The sequence below is a fragment of the uncultured Nostoc sp. genome (assembly GCF_964245575.1).
GTDB lineage: Bacteria > Cyanobacteriota > Cyanobacteriia > Cyanobacteriales > Nostocaceae > Nostoc.
This window is the reverse complement of sequence record NZ_CAXTNP010000012.1, coordinates 6,927-23,181: the sequence shown is the minus strand read 5'-3', so window position 1 is coordinate 23,181 and position 16,255 is coordinate 6,927. Positions and strand designations below refer to the sequence as shown.

Sequence of the window (16,255 nt, the reverse complement as noted above, 5' to 3'; positions counted from 1 at the left end):
TTAAGCCTTTCTTATACATGGAAGAGTATTTGTTGCAAACGTTTAAATTTTCACAGATAAATAGAGTGCATTACGGCTTTAACCCAATACTGCGTAGGTTTTGAATATTCGTAGGTTGGGTTGAGCTTTAGCGTTACCCAACAAACCCCTCAAAATGTTGGGTTTTGTTCCTCAACCCAACCTACACATTTTTATTTTTTAGCCTTACAGCTATTTTCAGGTAAATAGACCACGCAGTAAGGGCGCAAGGCCTTGCGCCCCTACGACAGGTGTGGTTCAAATACATAAAAACTGCTGTAAGCGAGTAGTATTGGGCTTTAACCTAACGCATCGTGCTATCTAGTGATGCGTTAGACGCTCATTTCAACAAAATCCTTATGCAACGGAGTAGTTTTGCCTTAATCCCTATTAGTGATGGAAATAAGTTTTTTGGTAAATCCACGTAACCGGATGAACACTGGTTTTGCCCAATTCCCACCTAGCAAATCGTGCAGCAGAATATAAAAACAGGGGATGATAAACAATGTCAGCATTGTTGCGATCGCCATCCCAAAGAAAACTACAATCCCTAAAGGCTGCAAAAATTCAGAACCTTCACCAATACCCAACGCCAAAGGAAACAGTCCCAAGATAGTGGTGACTGTGGTCATGATAATTGGGCGCAAGCGTTGAGGAGCAGCTTTGATGATCGCAATTTGGCGAGTACAATCTTCTTCTTCCCGAATTTGGTTTGCCAGTTCTACCATTAAAATCCCTGCGTTCACTACAATTCCCACCAGCAGCACAACGCCAACAATAACAGTTGCACCAATTGCAGTTTTGGTAATGTAAAGTCCAAAAATTCCCCCAGCTAACGCCAGTGGTACGGTGAACATAATTACCAATGGGTCAATCAGCGAATTGTATTGTACCGCCATGACTACAAAGATTAAGAACGTCGCCAACGCCCCCAAAGTTTTTAAAGCATCCTGAAGTTGCTGATTCGTTTCTTGGGCAGAACTAGGTACAATTGAAACGCCATCAGGTAAGTCTACATCCTTAAGTACGTCGTTGACTTCTGCGATCGCTTCACCAAGACTAGCTCCCTCGGTGAGATTACCTGCCACAATAAAAGCTTGGCGCTGATTAATCCGTTGCACCTCACCAGGCGCTTGACCTTCTTGAATATTTGCAACATCAAAAAGGCGGATTAGTTGATTGTTTTCTGTAAATAGCGGTAATTGCTCTAGCTGGGAAGGACGCGCAATTGCTTCTTTATTTAGCTGCACCCGCACATCAACTAAACGATTACCGCGTTGAATTTGCGTAGGAACTGAACCTTCAATTGCTGTTTGAACTGTTGCACCAATTTGCCCGGCGCTCAATCCTAAAGCTGAAACCCTTTCCCAGTCAGGGCGAATTTGGATTTCCGGTTGTCGGGGGTCGGCATCTGGTCGGAATGTCGCTAATTTTGCCCTTTCTTGCAATGCTTGCAATACTTGTGCGCCTGCTTGCGTTAAGTTTTCTTCATTCTCACCTTGCAGAATCACGTCAACGTCTGATCCTTGCACTGGAGAATTACTCAAAACTAAACCCCGCACCTGACCAGGATTAAGGCGCAGTAGAATTCCTGCTAAGTTGAGTTTGTTAAATTCCTGAGTTACTTTTTTGACGAAAGCTTCAACATCTGTGCCTGGTTTTAGATTGATGGTGCTGCTGGCACGTAAAGGATTTTCTGTAGTATTGCTACCAAATAAATTACCACCCACAGTTGTGAAAGCAGACTCGGTTTCTGGTTGTTTGAGCAAAATGCCATCGACAATTTGCATAACTTTCTCAGAAGTTGCTAAAGGTGTACCGGGAGGAAACTGCGCTCTCAAGTTAGCTTGACCAGTACTGATGCGGGGTAAAATTTCTTGGGGAATTTGACCAAACATAAAGAAGCTACTGCCGCCTAAAATTACCAAAGCAGCGATAACGACGAGGAGCCGATAGCGTAAAATCTTGGTTAAGAAGTTACTGTATCCCCGTGTAGCATCTTCAAATCGGTGATTAAATTGTCTAAGCAGCCAAAATTCACTGATCCGACTAGACCAGCGAATTCCCAAAAGTCGAGAAGACAGCATCGGCACTATTGTAATAGCGACGACAAGTGAGGCTGCAACTGCAAAGCTAATTGTCAGAATCAGTTCATTAAATAACAGTGCAATAAAGCCGCCAATTAACAGGAATGGTACTACAGAAACTAAGTTAGCACCTGTAGCCGCAACTAAAGCAGATTCTACTTCTTGAGAAGCAGCGATCGCATTGTCAATAAAGAATTTAGAATTTCTCCCCTTCTCCTCTGCTCCTCTGCTTCTCTGCTCCCCTGCCTCCATTTCTCTCTGATTGGGAGTCATCCCCGTTTTTTCGGAAATGTTTTCTAGGATCACAACGGATGTGTCAATTGCTTGACCGACTCCTAATGTCAGACCTGCTAAACTGAATACATTCAAAGTCAAGCCAAAGATTTTCATCAAAGCGATCGCTGCTAGAGTACACAACGGAATCGTCAAACTGATAATCAATGTTTGTCTGAATGATCCTAAAAATAACAACACTGCTGCTGCTGCTAACAATGCTCCAGAAATCCCCGAAAAGATGACATCATTTAAAGAATTGCGGATGAAAACAGATTCATCTGTGGTGGGACTCAAAGTCATATCTGCTGGAATTAAACCCGATTGCCGTAATTGTTCAATTCGCCGCTTAACAGCATCTACAACTGTGATTGTATTGGCCTCAGGCTGCTTTTGAATTGAAAATTTCACCGCAGGCTGACGATTCAGGTAAACAAATACTCGCTGTTCTTCTGTATCATCAATTACCTCTGCAAAGTCTCGCAAGTAGACGCGGCGGGAAGGTGCAGGGGAGATAGAGGAGGCAGGGGAGGAAACTTCTACAGAGAGGTTTTCAATTTCCCTGGCATTTTGGAAGCGTCCTACAGTCCGAGTCAATGGCTCGGAATTTTGCCCTAAAATCCGACCACCAGAAGTATCTTGGTTACGGGCTGTTAATTCATCTAAGACATCATTTAACCCGACACCCAAAGCTTGCAATCGGTTTAAGTCAACAAGTACCCGTACTTCTTCTTCAGCACCGCCAGATACATCAACAGAGGCGACTCCTGGTACAACACTGAGTTCACGCGTTAAATCTTCATCAGCAAATATGCGTAAATACTTACCTGGCAAAGAAGCAGATGTCAATGCCAATTCATAAACCGGCAATTGGGAAGGATCGACTTTAAATAAGCGCGGCTCCTCTATCGTATCTGGGAGTTGTCCTCGACCTCGGTTAAAAGCAGCAGTAGCATCGTTTAGGGCTTGGTCAATATCGCCCCCTGGTTGGAAGTATAAATCGAGGCTTACCTGTCCCTCACGGGTGCGAGAAAAAACTTGTACTACATTCTCGGTTGCTGATAAAGCTTCTTCTAAGGGTCTGGTGATTTCATCCACTGCTACTTCTGGTGAAATACCAGGGGCTTCTAGCCGAACGCCAATTCGTGGATAGGTAATTGACGGTAGAAGATCGACTTGGATCGTGGTGAGAAAAAATACCCCAATGACAATTACTGCCACGGTGAGCATGAGTGTGCCAATATGTTGGCGGATAGCGATCGCACTAAGACTAAATCCGCCATTGCCATTATTATTTGCTTGTTGCATGATATTAAGTGATAAGTGCTAAGTGCTGACTACTGAGTACTTTTTTCTTTGGTATGGTGGTTATTGCTCACCCTACTATTGCTTTTCTGAAAGAATTGAAAGACTTACAGTGTCACCTTCTTTTAACGGCTTACCACTACGAACAACATAGCGCTCTCCCGCTTGCAAACCGGATAAAATTTCCACTTTGCTATCAGCCCTTTTTCCTAAAGTAACTGCACGCGTCGCTACTTTTGTCTTACCATCTGTGTCTTTCACCACAAATAGCGTCCCCGACGGGTTTTCTTGCTCTTTTCCTGCTCCCTTTGCTGCTCCTGCTTGTTTTTGAATAGCTGTTTGCGGCACTACTACGCGCTGTTGAGTCTGGTTTTCAAAGTTGACTCGCGCCAGTAGTCCACTGCCAATCTTACCTTGAGTGTTGGGAATCACTACTTCTACAGGTATCAAGCGAGCTGTGGCATCGGCAGCTGGGGAAATCCGCGTAACTCTGCCAATTAATGCTTCTTTGGGGAAGGCATCTAAGCGCACTTGTACAGACTGTCCAACCTGAATTTGTGCTAGTTCTAATTCCGAAACTTGGACGACGACTTTTACCGTGTTAAAATCGCCAATTTTCAAAACTTCGCTACCTGCTTGCAGAAGATTGCCAGGTTCTGTCACCTTTTGTGTGACTACGCCAGTGATGGGGGATTTGAGTTGAGCGTAAGACCTGCGCTCTTTGGTTTGGGCAACTAATGCCTGTTGAGCAAGTACTCTTCCTTGGGCGGCAGCGACGGCTTGCTGTTCTGTACGGACTTGTTCTTGGGCTGCCCGGAGTGCCTGGGCGGCTGTTTGCGCCTGGGTACGTGCTTGCTGGGCAGTTTGTTCAGCGATCGCTCCAGCTTTAAATAACCTCTGTTGCCGTTGGGAGTCTGCCTGGGCTTGTACTACTTCTAGCCGCGCCCGTTCAACGTCTGCACGGGCATTGCTTACCTGATTGCTTGCCCTAGCTACTTCTGATTTGAGGGCTGCTAATTCTGCTTCTGCTTGCTTTAATTCGGTTGAAAGTATGGCATCATCTAACTGCCCGACGTTTTGCCCAAGTTTTACCGGATCGCCCACATCCAAGTTCAAAGCCAATAACCGGGCTTCTACTTGCGATCGCACTGATACAATCCGAAAGGGTGTTGTATTACCTGTATATTCTAGTTGTTTTTCGAGTAAGTCAGTCCGAGCGATCGCCACATCTACAGGTGTTGCACTAGTGCGTTCTTTACTACCAGGACTTTGAGATTCTGCATCTGCTGATTCTTTGGGCGACGAGCCACAACTTGCCGTCAGCAATCCTATACCTAGCAAACAAGAAATTAATAAACTTCTTACAAAGGTGGAGGAAAGTAAGTAATTTTTTCTTTTAGCTTTTCCACCTGTTGCACTAGTGCTGTTTGCAAGAAGTCTACTCTTTAAATCTGTGTAGGCGCAGCCCGCCCCAAGCATCGCTACCTCAGTCTTCACAACTGAATTTAACTGGATATTAATGAGCTGATTGGCGGCTACCGGATCTGTCATTTTCACCTGTTTGTGCTGCTTATTCATATCCAAAATCATTTATTTTTCTCTTATTGGGCAGCTTTTGGGGAAAAACCGTCGTGTTTTATCAAGTAATTTTGAGAGATTTAATTAACAAAATACGGCGAGAATTCCTAGGCTGTCTAACAGTAAGTTTCTGTATCAGAAATTACTGTTTTCCCATAAAAATCAAAAATTTCTCACCGCTCTACTTCTTACACAGAGGTAGAAAATCTTCTTGCAGATAATAAATAAATTATAAACCGAGTATAAATATTTGTTAGTTTTCTGAAATCTACCTATAGGACAAACCAGGGTTTTTCTAAAGATACGAAACTTTTTGCCCGATATCCTAACATAGGCGGTATTACAATAATTACCCTTGTTTTTAGATTAAGACTTACGCAATAACTCTCTGAAACTCTCATTCCTTTGTGTCCTTTGCGCGGCAGTTGCTACCCTGCGGGAACGCTAAGAGCGAACAAGTCGGGGAACCGCAAGGGCGCACTGCCTTGCCTTTGCGGTTCGTTTCTCCATTATTTTGCGTAAGTCCTGTATATATTACTTTTGATTCCTGCATAACTACAAATATTTATAGTATTTTATTTGATTTATTAAGAATGTTAAATATTTATTGCTTTTTTAGGTTTATAATGTAATAGAAAACACTATTTTTCTTACCCCCCTTGCGTAATATGGCAAGAACAGGGCGATAAGTAGCATAACAACAACAGCAAGAATGAAGTTTTTTGCCAGAAATATATTTGCATTAGGTGAGGAAGCTAAGGCGTGACATCATTGCTCAGAATTGTACAAACCACTGATGAATCCCAGATTTCCGAATTTTTCCAGGAATCAGAGGGTAAGTGGCGATCGCAACGACGCTACTACACGCTACCGGAAGGAGAAACTAAGGAGATCGAGAGTATAGTTACAATCAATTTTTTAGAGCAGGGCTGTGATCAATTGCAAAAGCTAGCTCAGATGCACGAGTTGCCTGATACAAGTAGTTTAATCTGTGGTGCAGCAGTTGTCTGGGTAAGTACAGATGTGCTGAAAACAAAGAAAGAATCCCAAGGTTCAACAATATTTGGGGTTATGGGAAACATTTTGTACCGCGATCGCGGTTTTGCCATATCCAAACCAGTCACCGCCCAGTATTATTTCTCCAACCCGAAAACACTGTGTTTGCGTACTGAATACAACGGTTCAGTATTTGAGGAAGAGTTAAAGCTAATTGGCAGCAAATACCGCACCAGACAGACGATCATCTCTCGTGCTGGTGAGCAGTTGATGATTGGGCAATATTTAGAAAAGAGAGTAGATTAGTTTATCGGGCGGGTGGTGTGGCTGGTGACTATAGCCTGACGCGTTTTGCAACTACCCAGCATCTAGCTATCAACTAGTAGTATAACTTTTTATAACAGTTTTTCAAACTTTCCTCCAGAAAGTTAGTTGATATGTAATTATGGGAAGTGAAATGAGAATTAATTCGGCGACAGTGTTTGTTTTTAGTATTGACAGGCTTTTCCCTTTTGGTATTACAGACTTCTCTCCGAAATCTAAATCTCTACAAACTTATGATTTTGGAGACATTTAATGTCAATTTACGTTGGTAACCTCTCCTATGAAGTTACACAAGATGCGCTGAGTGCTGTATTTGCAGAATATGGTGCTGTAAAGCGTGTTCAGCTACCTACTGATCGTGAAACAGGCCGTTTACGTGGCTTTGCTTTCGTGGAAATGAGTTCAGAAGATGAAGAAACAAAAGCCATTGAAGCGCTTGATGGTGCTGAATGGCTGGGTCGTGACCTTAAAGTGAATAAGGCCAAGCCCAGAGAAGACAGAGGTGGAGGTGGTTCTTTCGGTGGTAATCGTGGCGGCGGTGGTGGCGGCGGCTACAACCGTGGTCGCTACTAAGCTAAGTAGGCGAAAGTCATTTAGTTGAATTTAGAAAAGGCTCAGGCAGAAATGCTTGAGCCTTTTTTTATTCCGGTTCAGTTAGCCATAAAAACCTTAACCTGCGTAGGTTGGGTTGAAAGAAGTGAAACCCAACCTATTGCTGGAATTAATTATACCTTTGATAAGACGGCTTGCGATCGCCCAATACAACAACGAGGTCATGAGGCTGCCTCACCGTTTGCGGTTTGTAGCATTGACTCAATTAAGAACTTTTCAGTCATTCTGCTACATCAACCGATTTCTCATATCTTTAGGTGAGAGTACTGGAATCGGCGAACCTGTGAATCCATTTACATCACGAGTAACGATCGCCTCCAACTCCAACTTCATGGCAGATGCTACCTGCACCGCATCTTCAAAATCAGTCAACCCTAGTGCGATCGCCTGTTCCAGTACCCCGCGATCCACCGCACAAATTTCCATCAATGCCAACAATTGAGTCACTGCGGCAATCGCAACTTCAGTACTCTTAGTCTGTCGTCCAACTAAATAATGCACATCCGTAACCGTTGTGGCCGACATAAACCCTTCAACTTGTCCCGATTCAACCGTCTCCAGCAAAAAAGCAGCATCCGCCACAAAAGGTTCACGCGCTAGCAAAGCATCTAGCAGAACGTTCGTATCAAATAAAACTCGCATTACAGATACTTTTGCACCAACCGCTCATCTAGCATTGCTTTCACTTCTTCATCTGTAGGTGGCAATGTGTTAGTCCTGGCAATACCGATTAAACTCGCAGCTAAACCCTTCGGCTTTGAAGTTGGCTGAAGTTTTGGTTGGAGCGATCGCATTAATGTATTGATTAACTGCCAACGATCCTCGGCAGATAATCTCAGTGCTTGATCTTCAAGTTCATGTAATCTCATGGCAATAATTTCTAACGGAGAGCGTTGAGTTATCAGAATAAGTAGGAAATACCTCTGTCTAAAATTTTAGCGGTTTGTGCTTCCCAATATCGTGACAATTTTACCCAAGCAGCATCAGGCGATCGCTTTTCTCCATTCGTGAGTATAAAGATAGTGGAAGGAAGAACTAAACGAAGACCATTTTTAACAAGTAACATCATACGTTTATCAACTTGGCTTACCTGTTCTCATAAATGCCAAGTCCAATGCGGATTCTTTCGGCTCTCTCCAAGTTTGTAGACACTAAATCAGTTGGGGATTTAAATACACCATTAGAAAGACCGATTAGATTATTCGTAGCACTCACTACTTGTTCTCTCGAAGGTAATCTAAATAATTTTGCAGTGATGTTGTAGAAAGGTATTAGATACACTTGTGCATTCAGACGTGACCCAACATTGCAAATTATACAGAACTTTTCCGCATAACTACCCTTTATGGGGGATTATCCAGAATTTTTATGCATAAGATCAATAATGAGTTGCCGACTTGCGATGATGCACGGCTGTAACGCCATCATTATCTAACAATTTGCCATTTTCGACAGTGGCATAAACTAGCCAGTGGTCGCCAGATTCCATCCGGTTTTGTACGGAACATTCAAGATATGCTAGGGCATTTGTAAGTATAGGAGAACCATTTTCAGCTTCTTCGGCGGCGACATCGGCAAATCGGTCTTGTCCTGGGCCGAAGGGTTTGAGGAAGTGCTTCATCAATCCCAAGTGATTGCCTTCTTTGAGAATATTGAGGACAAATTTATTTCCTGTATGCGTCAGTGTTTCTACTGCACGCTCTTTAGCAACGGCTATGGTTAAACCAGGGGGACTAAAGCTAGCTTGAGATACCCAAGAGGCTAACATAGCACTGGAGCGATCGCCTTCTTTGGCTGTAAGAACACAAAGAGAACCGACAATCCGACCAACTGCTTGTTCTACATTAGTAGCAGGAAGACTTTGCGATCGCACTTTTCTGATTTTCTTCAATGCTTGGGCAAAGTCGGTTCCAGCTTCTTCACACAATTGTAAGGTGGCATCGTCGGGTTTGAATTTTACGCGGATGGTGTCAAAACCAAACCGATAGCCAGCATCTTTCAATTTACCCTCAATTAAATCAACCGCTTCCCCACTCCAGCCAAAGGAACCAAAAGCACCAGCGAGTTTATTGTTAGTAGCAGTAGATAGTACAATTCCTAAAGCTGTTTGCACAGGTGTGGGTGCATGACCGCCAAGGGTAGGAGAACCGATGATGAAACCACCGGCTTTTTCCACAGCCGCCCGGATATCTTCTGGTTCAGTAAATTCGCAGTTAATCGATTCTACAGCAACGCCGGCTTTTGTAATCCCACGAGCGATCGCTTGGGCTAATGTTGCCGTATTGCCATAAGCTGATGCATAAATCAACGCCACTGTCAAGTCAGCAGATGTTTGCTGTTGACTCCATTCTCGATAAGCTTTAGTCAGTTCGATTAAGCCATAGCGTACCAAAGGCCCGTGTCCAGTGGCATACATTCTTACGGGAAAATCAGCTAATTTCTCCAGCGCTGTTTCAACTTGACGAGCGTGGGGAGCCATGAGGCAATCAAAATAATAGCGCCGATCTTCGTTATATACTTCCCAGCCTTCATCAAATACCTGATCTCCGCAAACATGCGCCCCAAATAACTTATCTGTATAGAGAATTTCCGTTTGCGGATCGTAGGTGCAAAGTTGATCTGCATAGCGGGGATTCGGAGTGGGAATAAATTGTAAATTATGCCCATTGCCTAAATCTAGGGTTTCTTCGCCCCGCATCACAAGAATTTGTAAATCTGGATTTTCCAGCGCCCCACGTAAATTTATCGCCCCTGGATTAGAACAAACAAAAGTGATTTGCGGGGCAATTTTTAACAAAGCTTTTAAAGTTGCAGCGCGGTTGGGATTGACGTGTCCCAAAATTACATAATCTAAGTCTTCGAGATGGAAACGCTGCTGCAACGCTTTTAAATAAATTTCCGTAAATGTTTCCCCTGGAGGGTCAATGATGGCAGTTTTCTCGCTTTCGATTAAATAAGAATTAGCAGTTGTACCCTTAGCAAGAGCATATTCAATTTCAAACCTGAGCCTAGACCAACTGCGCGATCGCAGTATTCTTGTATCTGTAGCTATTGGATAAACTTGAACATCACGGGGTTTATTTGTTGACATAGCTTTATTGGGGATTGGGTACTGGTGATTGGGTACTGGGGACTGGGTATTGGGGACTGGGTATTGGGTATAGTTCCTAGTCCCCAGTCCCTAGTCCCTAGTCCCCAATCCCTAATCCCCAGTCCCTAATAGTGATTACCAACTTTGCGGTGATGCACAGCAGTTAAAGCTTCTGGCTTAGAAACTCGTCCGGCATAGACGGTGCTGTATACTGCCCAATGGTCGCCGCAATCCATTCTACTGACGACTTCGCACTCCATGTAGGCGAGGGCGTCGTTGAGGATAGGCGCACCATTTTCGGCTGGCTGGGTTCTCACTCCTTCAAAGCGATCGGCACCAGGGGCGAACCGTTTCAAAAAGTGTTTCATTAGTGGTTGGAAATTGCCTTCTTCTAAGATGTTGAGAACAAAGCGATCGCCTACTTGCATGAGTGATTCAATCGCCCGATCTTTAGCTACTGCAATGGAAAATCCCAAGGGTTTGAAGCTGGCTTGAGCAACCCAGGAGGCTAACATCGCACTGGATACATCGCCTTTTTTGGCAGTAATAATATATAATCCGCCGCTAATTCTACCGAGTGCTTTATCTAAATCAGCACCAAGGGATTTCATGGCTTTGATGCTGCGATCGCGTGTTACCCATTGAGCTAAGTCTGTACCCGCTTCTTCACACAGCTTGTAAGTATTTTCTGTGGGTGTTTGTTTAATCCGAATCGCTGGAAAAACTGTTGTCAAACCCAAATTACGGAATTTACTCACCAAAGGATCTATTGGCTCATCATCGCCACTACCGGTTTCAAATACGCCAATAGCTTGCTTTTCTTTGGCAGATCCTAAAACTGTGCTGAGTGCAGCTTGGATGTTCGCAGCCCCAGAAGCCGGAGCTAGACCAACGATTAGCCCAGCACAACGGCTAACTAGTTCCCGCAGTTCTTGTAAATCGACTTCAGATCCCAAATCGACAATTTCCACGGCAACACCGGTTTTACTGATACCGTTGGCAATTGCTTGCGCGAGGCGATCGCTATATCCGTATTCGGAAACGTAAAATATGCCAATCACTGTTTCTGGCTTGGCTTGCGTTTGGCTCCAAGTGCGGTAACGTCCAACTAATTCCTCAACATTGTGAGATAATAATGGGCCGTGTCCTGTGGCAATCATACCGATGGTTTTCAATTCCGCCATGCGTTTTAGGGCTGACAAAACTGACCGGGCATTCGGCCCCATCAAGCAATCGTAGTAGTAATGAAAGTCTTCTTCGATCGCTGCTAAGTCTTCATCAAAGGTGCTATCTGAGCAATAGTGCAACCCAAAAGCGTCGCAGGTATAAAGAATTTTGGTTTTGTGGTCGAAGCTGAAAATGGTATCCGGCCAATGTAAATTTGGGGCAATTACGAATTCAAATTCATGCCCATTGCCCAAATCCAAGCGATCGCCATTTTTCACAATCCGCCGTTTAAATGGCTGATGTACCAAATTCTCCAGAAACTGAATCGCCACTTTAGAACCGACAACGGTTATTTCTGGAGCCATTTGCAGCAAATCTTTAACTAAACCGCTATGGTCTGGCTCAGTGTGGCTGATAATTAAATAATCAATATCTGTTGGCTTAATTAGTCCGGTGAGCGTATCCAAGTATAGTTGACGAAACTTTTCGTGGGAGGTATCAACTAAGGCAGTCTGCTCCCCACGGATGATAAACGAGTTATAGGTGGTGCCGTTTTGCAGACCAAACTCAATATCGAAGCGATCGCGATCCCAATCCAAAGAGCGAATAGCCGTCGTCTCTTGAGCGATTTCCACAGTCTGTATGGTGAGCCGTTTTTCAGTTTTTTCGGTGAGCGCTACCATAACTCCCCTCCTTGACAAATTGAGTATTTATTCCTCTAGTTTTATTGTTACACGCCTTGAATGTTAATTTTTATTAAAAAACCTCTGACTGACTTAAAAAAGTTAAAACAGTGAAACCGTATAAGCACCCAGAACAAACAGAGAATGTTTGGCTAGCTTTGGAAATTGGGAATTCTCGACTGCATTGGGCATTATTTCTAGGCGAGACACTTTCCTCAGCTTGGGATACCGACTATATACCTGAGTCTGTCATACAACAGATGGCTGAATGTCAAACCCTGGATGATTTACTAGAGAAAATTTTTCCACTCTATCAAAGAACTAAGAAACAAGGAGGATACGGAGACAATTCCTTCCCTGCGTCGCCGCCTCCCCTCCTCCTCGCCTCCGTAGTTCCCAGCCAAACTGCTATTTGGCAAATTTATCCCAACGTTCGCGTTATTACCTTAGACCAAGTACCACTCAAAGGTATGTATCCCACATTAGGAATTGACCGCGCTTTAGCTTTGTGGGGTGCGGGGAAAATGTGGGGTTTTCCAATGTTGGTGATTGATGCTGGAACAACGCTGACTTTTACAGCTGCGGATGATAATCAGCGTCTGATTGGAGGTGCAATTCTGCCAGGAATAGGTTTGCAATTTGCGACTCTCGGTCAAAAAACAGGACAATTACCATTAGTAGAAATGCAAAATTTTCAGTCTTTACCATCACGTTTTGCACTTAATACTACAGAATCAATTCAAAGTGGAGTTATTTACACTTTCCTAGCTGGAATCAAAAATTTTATTGAAGCGTGGTGGCAATTATTTCCTGATGAGAAGATTGCAATTAAAGGGGGCGATCGCACTTTATTAGTAAATTATTTGCAAGTTTTATATCCTGAAATAGCAGCATCTTTAATTGTGGAACAAAATTTAATTCTTTGGGGAATGCGGGAAATAATAATGGTTGATGGGTAAGGCAACTGACCCAATTAAGTAAGTAAGTGGGTCAAATTAAATATAAAACCTCACCCTGCCTCCGGCTTCCCTCTCCTTGGTAAGGAGAGGGATTGAGGGTGAGGTTTGATCTTATGCTTAATTACACCTACCTACTTATTTCGCAACAACAAAAAATCAAAATAAATATAGGTTTTATTAAACAACACCGAAAACCGAATATTAAGTTAATTGTCGCATCTTGCGTAGTAATGGTTTTTTTGCTCCAAGAGTTATAGAAATAACATTTATTAGCTTTTTCTTTAGATTAGCTTCATAAAGTTTCGTTAGCTAATCAGTAAACACTGATTTTATATCATTAAGTAAATATACGGGTATTAACGTACTGACAAAGAGTATAGATTTAGTTTGATATTAGGACTTATACCATTTCTTTGTGAGGCTGCGCCAAATTTTCTTGGCTTCTTCTTTCTTTCTTTGTGTCCTTTGCGTTCAACTCTTGGAGACGCTGCGCGAATGCGGTTCGTTCCTCATATAGTTTGGCGCATCTTCATACAGAATTGGTATTACAAGCCGTAACACTGAGATTAAAGTAAATATTGGGACATATTCACATACTATGAACAAAAAATTGATCGCAGCTTTCGTACTGACAGCTTCAATACTTGGTGTGACAAAAGTTAATGCTTCACAAACATCTTCACAGTACACACAACGTTGCAGCTTTCTTCATTACGATCGCAGGGGCGAGTAATTACAATGTTGGGAAACAGTTAAATATTGGTATCGAGTCACAAGATAACCAACATTCATTTACAAACAGAACTTCTGTCGAGAATATCTGGTCTTATCCTGTAAGTGCATCAGGATTTCAGAATTACACTGGAACTGCACCTGTAGTCGCAGATAATAATAACCGTAACTGGTATTCGCTTTGGTTTCCTGTACAAAATGGGAACCCAAACGCTATTCAATTCTTACGTCCTTAATAGATTGTAATCAACACATTAAAAAAAATGAAAAAGCTTTTGTTTTTAGGTATTTTGGTGATTGGTATCACAATTCCAACGACATCATTATTAGCGCAAAATTCAGTAGATAACCCAGATAATAGTAACCCTCCTGGATACAGAAGACCTCCTGAATTAAAGCACCCTATTATTCCTGAGCCACCATCACCAACAACACCGACAGAATATCTTTAGCCAGATAACAGCGCAAAACCCGTTTTGCAGATGATTACAAAAGAACGTGCAATTGGACAATTACGACAGGGTTTAAATCTCAAAAATGCACGGCTTGTAACTTACGCTGATTACATCAAATTTAAAAGTAAACTTGGCGGTGATAGCGTCGAAAATGCTCAAGTACATCCTAACCGTCGTGTCTGGTTAATTGAAATTGACGCACCAAATGGGATTGATGTAGCACAACGAGTCCGTGATGAAAAAACACCACATCCAGAAAAATTTCAAAAATCGAAAATTTTAATGGTAGTGGATGCAGAAACTGGAGATAGACTAAGCATCGATATCGCAGAAAATCAATAACTTAATTAAGACTTAGCGATTATATTGACCCTGACGTTTATTTAATTAATATAAATAAACGTTTTTAATTGAAGAGTTTTGATCAGGTGATAGTTGTGACAACAAACTTGAAACACATATCACGCTTTGAGAGCGAAAGAATATGTGTATTAGATTGGCAGCAAACTCTGAATGAGCTAGTTTAATTCGTTTAAATTATGGCTTTTTAAGATAGCTTTAATAAACTCTCGAATCTCGATCGCTACAACCCCAGCACAAGATTCTGGTAAGTTATTTCCGGCATGGGCAATCATTTTTAACTCGACTTTCGGCATCAGTTGAGCATAAACCCGACTTTTAGCTAAAGCATCTGGTGTGTCTTGGCCACCTTGTAAAATAAAAATCGGCACATCTAATCATGTAAAGCCGCTTTTGCACTAATTCCGCCTCAATTTCTGCTTGCCGCCTTTTGAAAAGTAACTGGCAAGCTATGGGGTAACGCAACAATTCCTGACGTAATTGCAAATCCTGTGCAGTTTTTTCATACCAACCCAGAATTTTAGTGAAAGGAATTAGCGGGGATCTAGACACCGCAAATTTTCACAAATCAGATAGGATTGCTAAAAGTCGAGCATTAGTTTACTGAGATTGATTTGGATTGAAGTTGCGATCGCCCATTATCATGATGCGACAGAGCCGCCATTCCATGTTCTTGGGCACGTAGCTCTTGACCAGAGATTTCTGGCTCTTTAATATAGACTGAACTCAGTAAGATATTCAGGACTCCACCTTCTTCAGCCTGACGCACAGCGCAATGCGTAATCAATTCACCCACATTCAGAATCACATTGTCTTCTGGATCAAGAATGACGCGGGTAACAGGACGACCCAGTGCTTGTTCAATTCGTTGCTTCCTCATCGCCCGTGTGCTGCGTGTTTGTAGCATTTCTGCTTTCTGTTTCAAGGCTTGCCAGAAAGTGTTGAGATTCTCTTGAGCGACACTTGCCCCCTGGCGCAGTTGAACTTTGGTTTCTAACCATGTGTCACTTGTGGTAGAACGAACTGCGGTTGCTAGAGCCAGACCAGCAGCGTTGAGTAATTCTGCTTGTTTGCCGTAACTCTGGGCACGAGCAAGGACGGATTCAGTTACAATCTGCCCAGATGCCGCAATAATTAAGCCATCGTCAGCACGGACTGTTTGCAGGACTCTGCGCCCTCTTACCTGCTGGATCGCCTGTGCTGTCAGCGCATTAACGGAGTGACGTAGGTTAGCAGCACTGCTCATCGTTGCGTTCCCAATTCGATTGCTAGTAGATTCTGTTGCTGCTTGCAAATTGCGGCTGATGTTTGCAGTCAGACTGCCACCAGTAGCTCGATAGAGTTCATCAAGGATACCCATACGAGCGGCCGCTTCTGCATCAACTAGCGTGACTTCTTGCCCTTGTAGTAGCAGTACACTACCGTCTGGCGTTAGCACATCTCGCTCAACATGCTTGCCAATCACGTATACCTTTTGCTCGGCAGGGTCAACCAAATTATTTGTCAGGGAGGCAGCTGCATCTCGATTGAGGTCTTGCAGTTTGCTGCTAGTAACATCAGTTGCAGCTTGTAGTTGCTCACCTGCATTCTGGCTTGCTGACTGTAGCCTGCGGTT

15 protein-coding genes and 1 pseudogene are annotated in these 16,255 nt (G+C 43.1%); 7 read left to right on the top strand and 9 right to left on the bottom strand.

Annotated elements, in window-relative coordinates; all coding sequences use genetic code 11:
- Window positions 1–398: 398 nt before the first annotated feature.
- Window positions 399–3,686, bottom strand: coding sequence for an efflux RND transporter permease subunit (locus ACFFAP_RS03255; protein WP_375509879.1), 3,288 nt, complete (start codon window positions 3,684–3,686; stop codon window positions 399–401).
- A gap of 75 nt (window positions 3,687–3,761) precedes the next feature.
- Window positions 3,762–5,273, bottom strand: a complete 1,512-nt coding sequence (locus ACFFAP_RS03250; protein ID WP_375509878.1) for an efflux RND transporter periplasmic adaptor subunit — start codon at window positions 5,271–5,273, stop codon at window positions 3,762–3,764.
- Window positions 5,274–6,023: 750 nt separating this feature from the next.
- Between ACFFAP_RS03250 and ACFFAP_RS03245 the strand changes: the two genes are divergently transcribed.
- The 3 genes from ACFFAP_RS03245 to ACFFAP_RS03235 all read left to right on the top strand — a co-directional run bounded on the left by ACFFAP_RS03245 (window position 6,024) and on the right by ACFFAP_RS03235 (window position 7,454).
- Entirely contained in the window at window positions 6,024–6,563 is a 540-nt protein-coding gene (locus ACFFAP_RS03245) for a phycobiliprotein lyase (RefSeq protein WP_375509877.1), read from the top strand.
- Window positions 6,564–6,833: 270 nt separating this feature from the next.
- Window positions 6,834–7,154: an RNA recognition motif domain-containing protein gene (locus ACFFAP_RS03240; protein ID WP_375509876.1), complete on the top strand. Its 321-nt coding sequence runs from the start codon at window positions 6,834–6,836 to the stop codon at window positions 7,152–7,154.
- Window positions 7,155–7,178: 24 nt separating this feature from the next.
- A complete protein-coding gene (locus ACFFAP_RS03235) occupies window positions 7,179–7,454 on the top strand; it encodes a hypothetical protein (protein WP_375509875.1) in 276 nt (91 codons plus the stop codon).
- Here ACFFAP_RS03235 and ACFFAP_RS03230 read toward each other — a convergent pair.
- The 5 genes and pseudogenes from ACFFAP_RS03230 to ACFFAP_RS03210 form a co-directional block, all read right to left on the bottom strand.
- Window positions 7,422–7,835: a PIN domain-containing protein gene (locus tag ACFFAP_RS03230; RefSeq protein WP_375509874.1), complete on the bottom strand. Its 414-nt coding sequence runs from the start codon at window positions 7,833–7,835 to the stop codon at window positions 7,422–7,424. The genes ACFFAP_RS03235 and ACFFAP_RS03230 overlap by 33 nt on opposite strands.
- A complete protein-coding gene (locus ACFFAP_RS03225) occupies window positions 7,835–8,062 on the bottom strand; it encodes a hypothetical protein (RefSeq protein ID WP_375509873.1) in 228 nt (75 codons plus the stop codon). The genes ACFFAP_RS03230 and ACFFAP_RS03225 overlap by 1 nt, the downstream gene beginning before the upstream one ends.
- Before the next feature lie 70 nt (window positions 8,063–8,132).
- Window positions 8,133–8,220: pseudogene (locus ACFFAP_RS03220) on the bottom strand (Uma2 family endonuclease); the annotation flags it as partial.
- Between the two features lie 351 nt (window positions 8,221–8,571).
- Window positions 8,572–10,284, bottom strand: a complete 1,713-nt coding sequence (locus ACFFAP_RS03215; protein WP_375509872.1) for a diflavin flavoprotein — start codon at window positions 10,282–10,284, stop codon at window positions 8,572–8,574.
- 125 nt (window positions 10,285–10,409) lie between these two features.
- Window positions 10,410–12,134 (bottom strand): diflavin flavoprotein, encoded by a 1,725-nt coding sequence (locus ACFFAP_RS03210; protein ID WP_375509871.1) that lies wholly within the window; start codon window positions 12,132–12,134, stop codon window positions 10,410–10,412.
- 110 nt (window positions 12,135–12,244) lie between these two features.
- Between ACFFAP_RS03210 and ACFFAP_RS03205 the strand changes: the two genes are divergently transcribed.
- The 4 genes from ACFFAP_RS03205 to ACFFAP_RS03190 all read left to right on the top strand — a co-directional run bounded on the left by ACFFAP_RS03205 (window position 12,245) and on the right by ACFFAP_RS03190 (window position 14,622).
- Window positions 12,245–13,093, top strand: a complete 849-nt coding sequence (locus ACFFAP_RS03205; RefSeq protein ID WP_375509870.1) for a pantothenate kinase — start codon at window positions 12,245–12,247, stop codon at window positions 13,091–13,093.
- Window positions 13,094–13,755: 662 nt separating this feature from the next.
- Window positions 13,756–14,061, top strand: coding sequence for a hypothetical protein (locus ACFFAP_RS03200; protein WP_375509869.1), 306 nt, complete (start codon window positions 13,756–13,758; stop codon window positions 14,059–14,061).
- A 27-nt stretch (window positions 14,062–14,088) separates the two neighbouring features.
- Window positions 14,089–14,277, top strand: coding sequence for a hypothetical protein (locus tag ACFFAP_RS03195; RefSeq protein ID WP_375509868.1), 189 nt, complete (start codon window positions 14,089–14,091; stop codon window positions 14,275–14,277).
- Between the two features lie 30 nt (window positions 14,278–14,307).
- Window positions 14,308–14,622, top strand: a complete 315-nt coding sequence (locus ACFFAP_RS03190; protein ID WP_375509867.1) for a hypothetical protein — start codon at window positions 14,308–14,310, stop codon at window positions 14,620–14,622.
- A 176-nt stretch (window positions 14,623–14,798) separates the two neighbouring features.
- On the opposite strand, the gene ACFFAP_RS03185 is transcribed toward ACFFAP_RS03190, so the two are convergent.
- On the bottom strand, window positions 14,799–15,011 hold the full coding sequence (locus ACFFAP_RS03185; RefSeq protein ID WP_375509866.1) for an alpha/beta fold hydrolase: 213 nt from the start codon (window positions 15,009–15,011) through the stop codon (window positions 14,799–14,801).
- 224 nt (window positions 15,012–15,235) lie between these two features.
- Window positions 15,236–16,255, bottom strand: a 1,020-nt coding sequence (locus ACFFAP_RS03180) for a hypothetical protein (RefSeq protein WP_375509865.1), incomplete at its 5' end; no start/stop codon positions are given.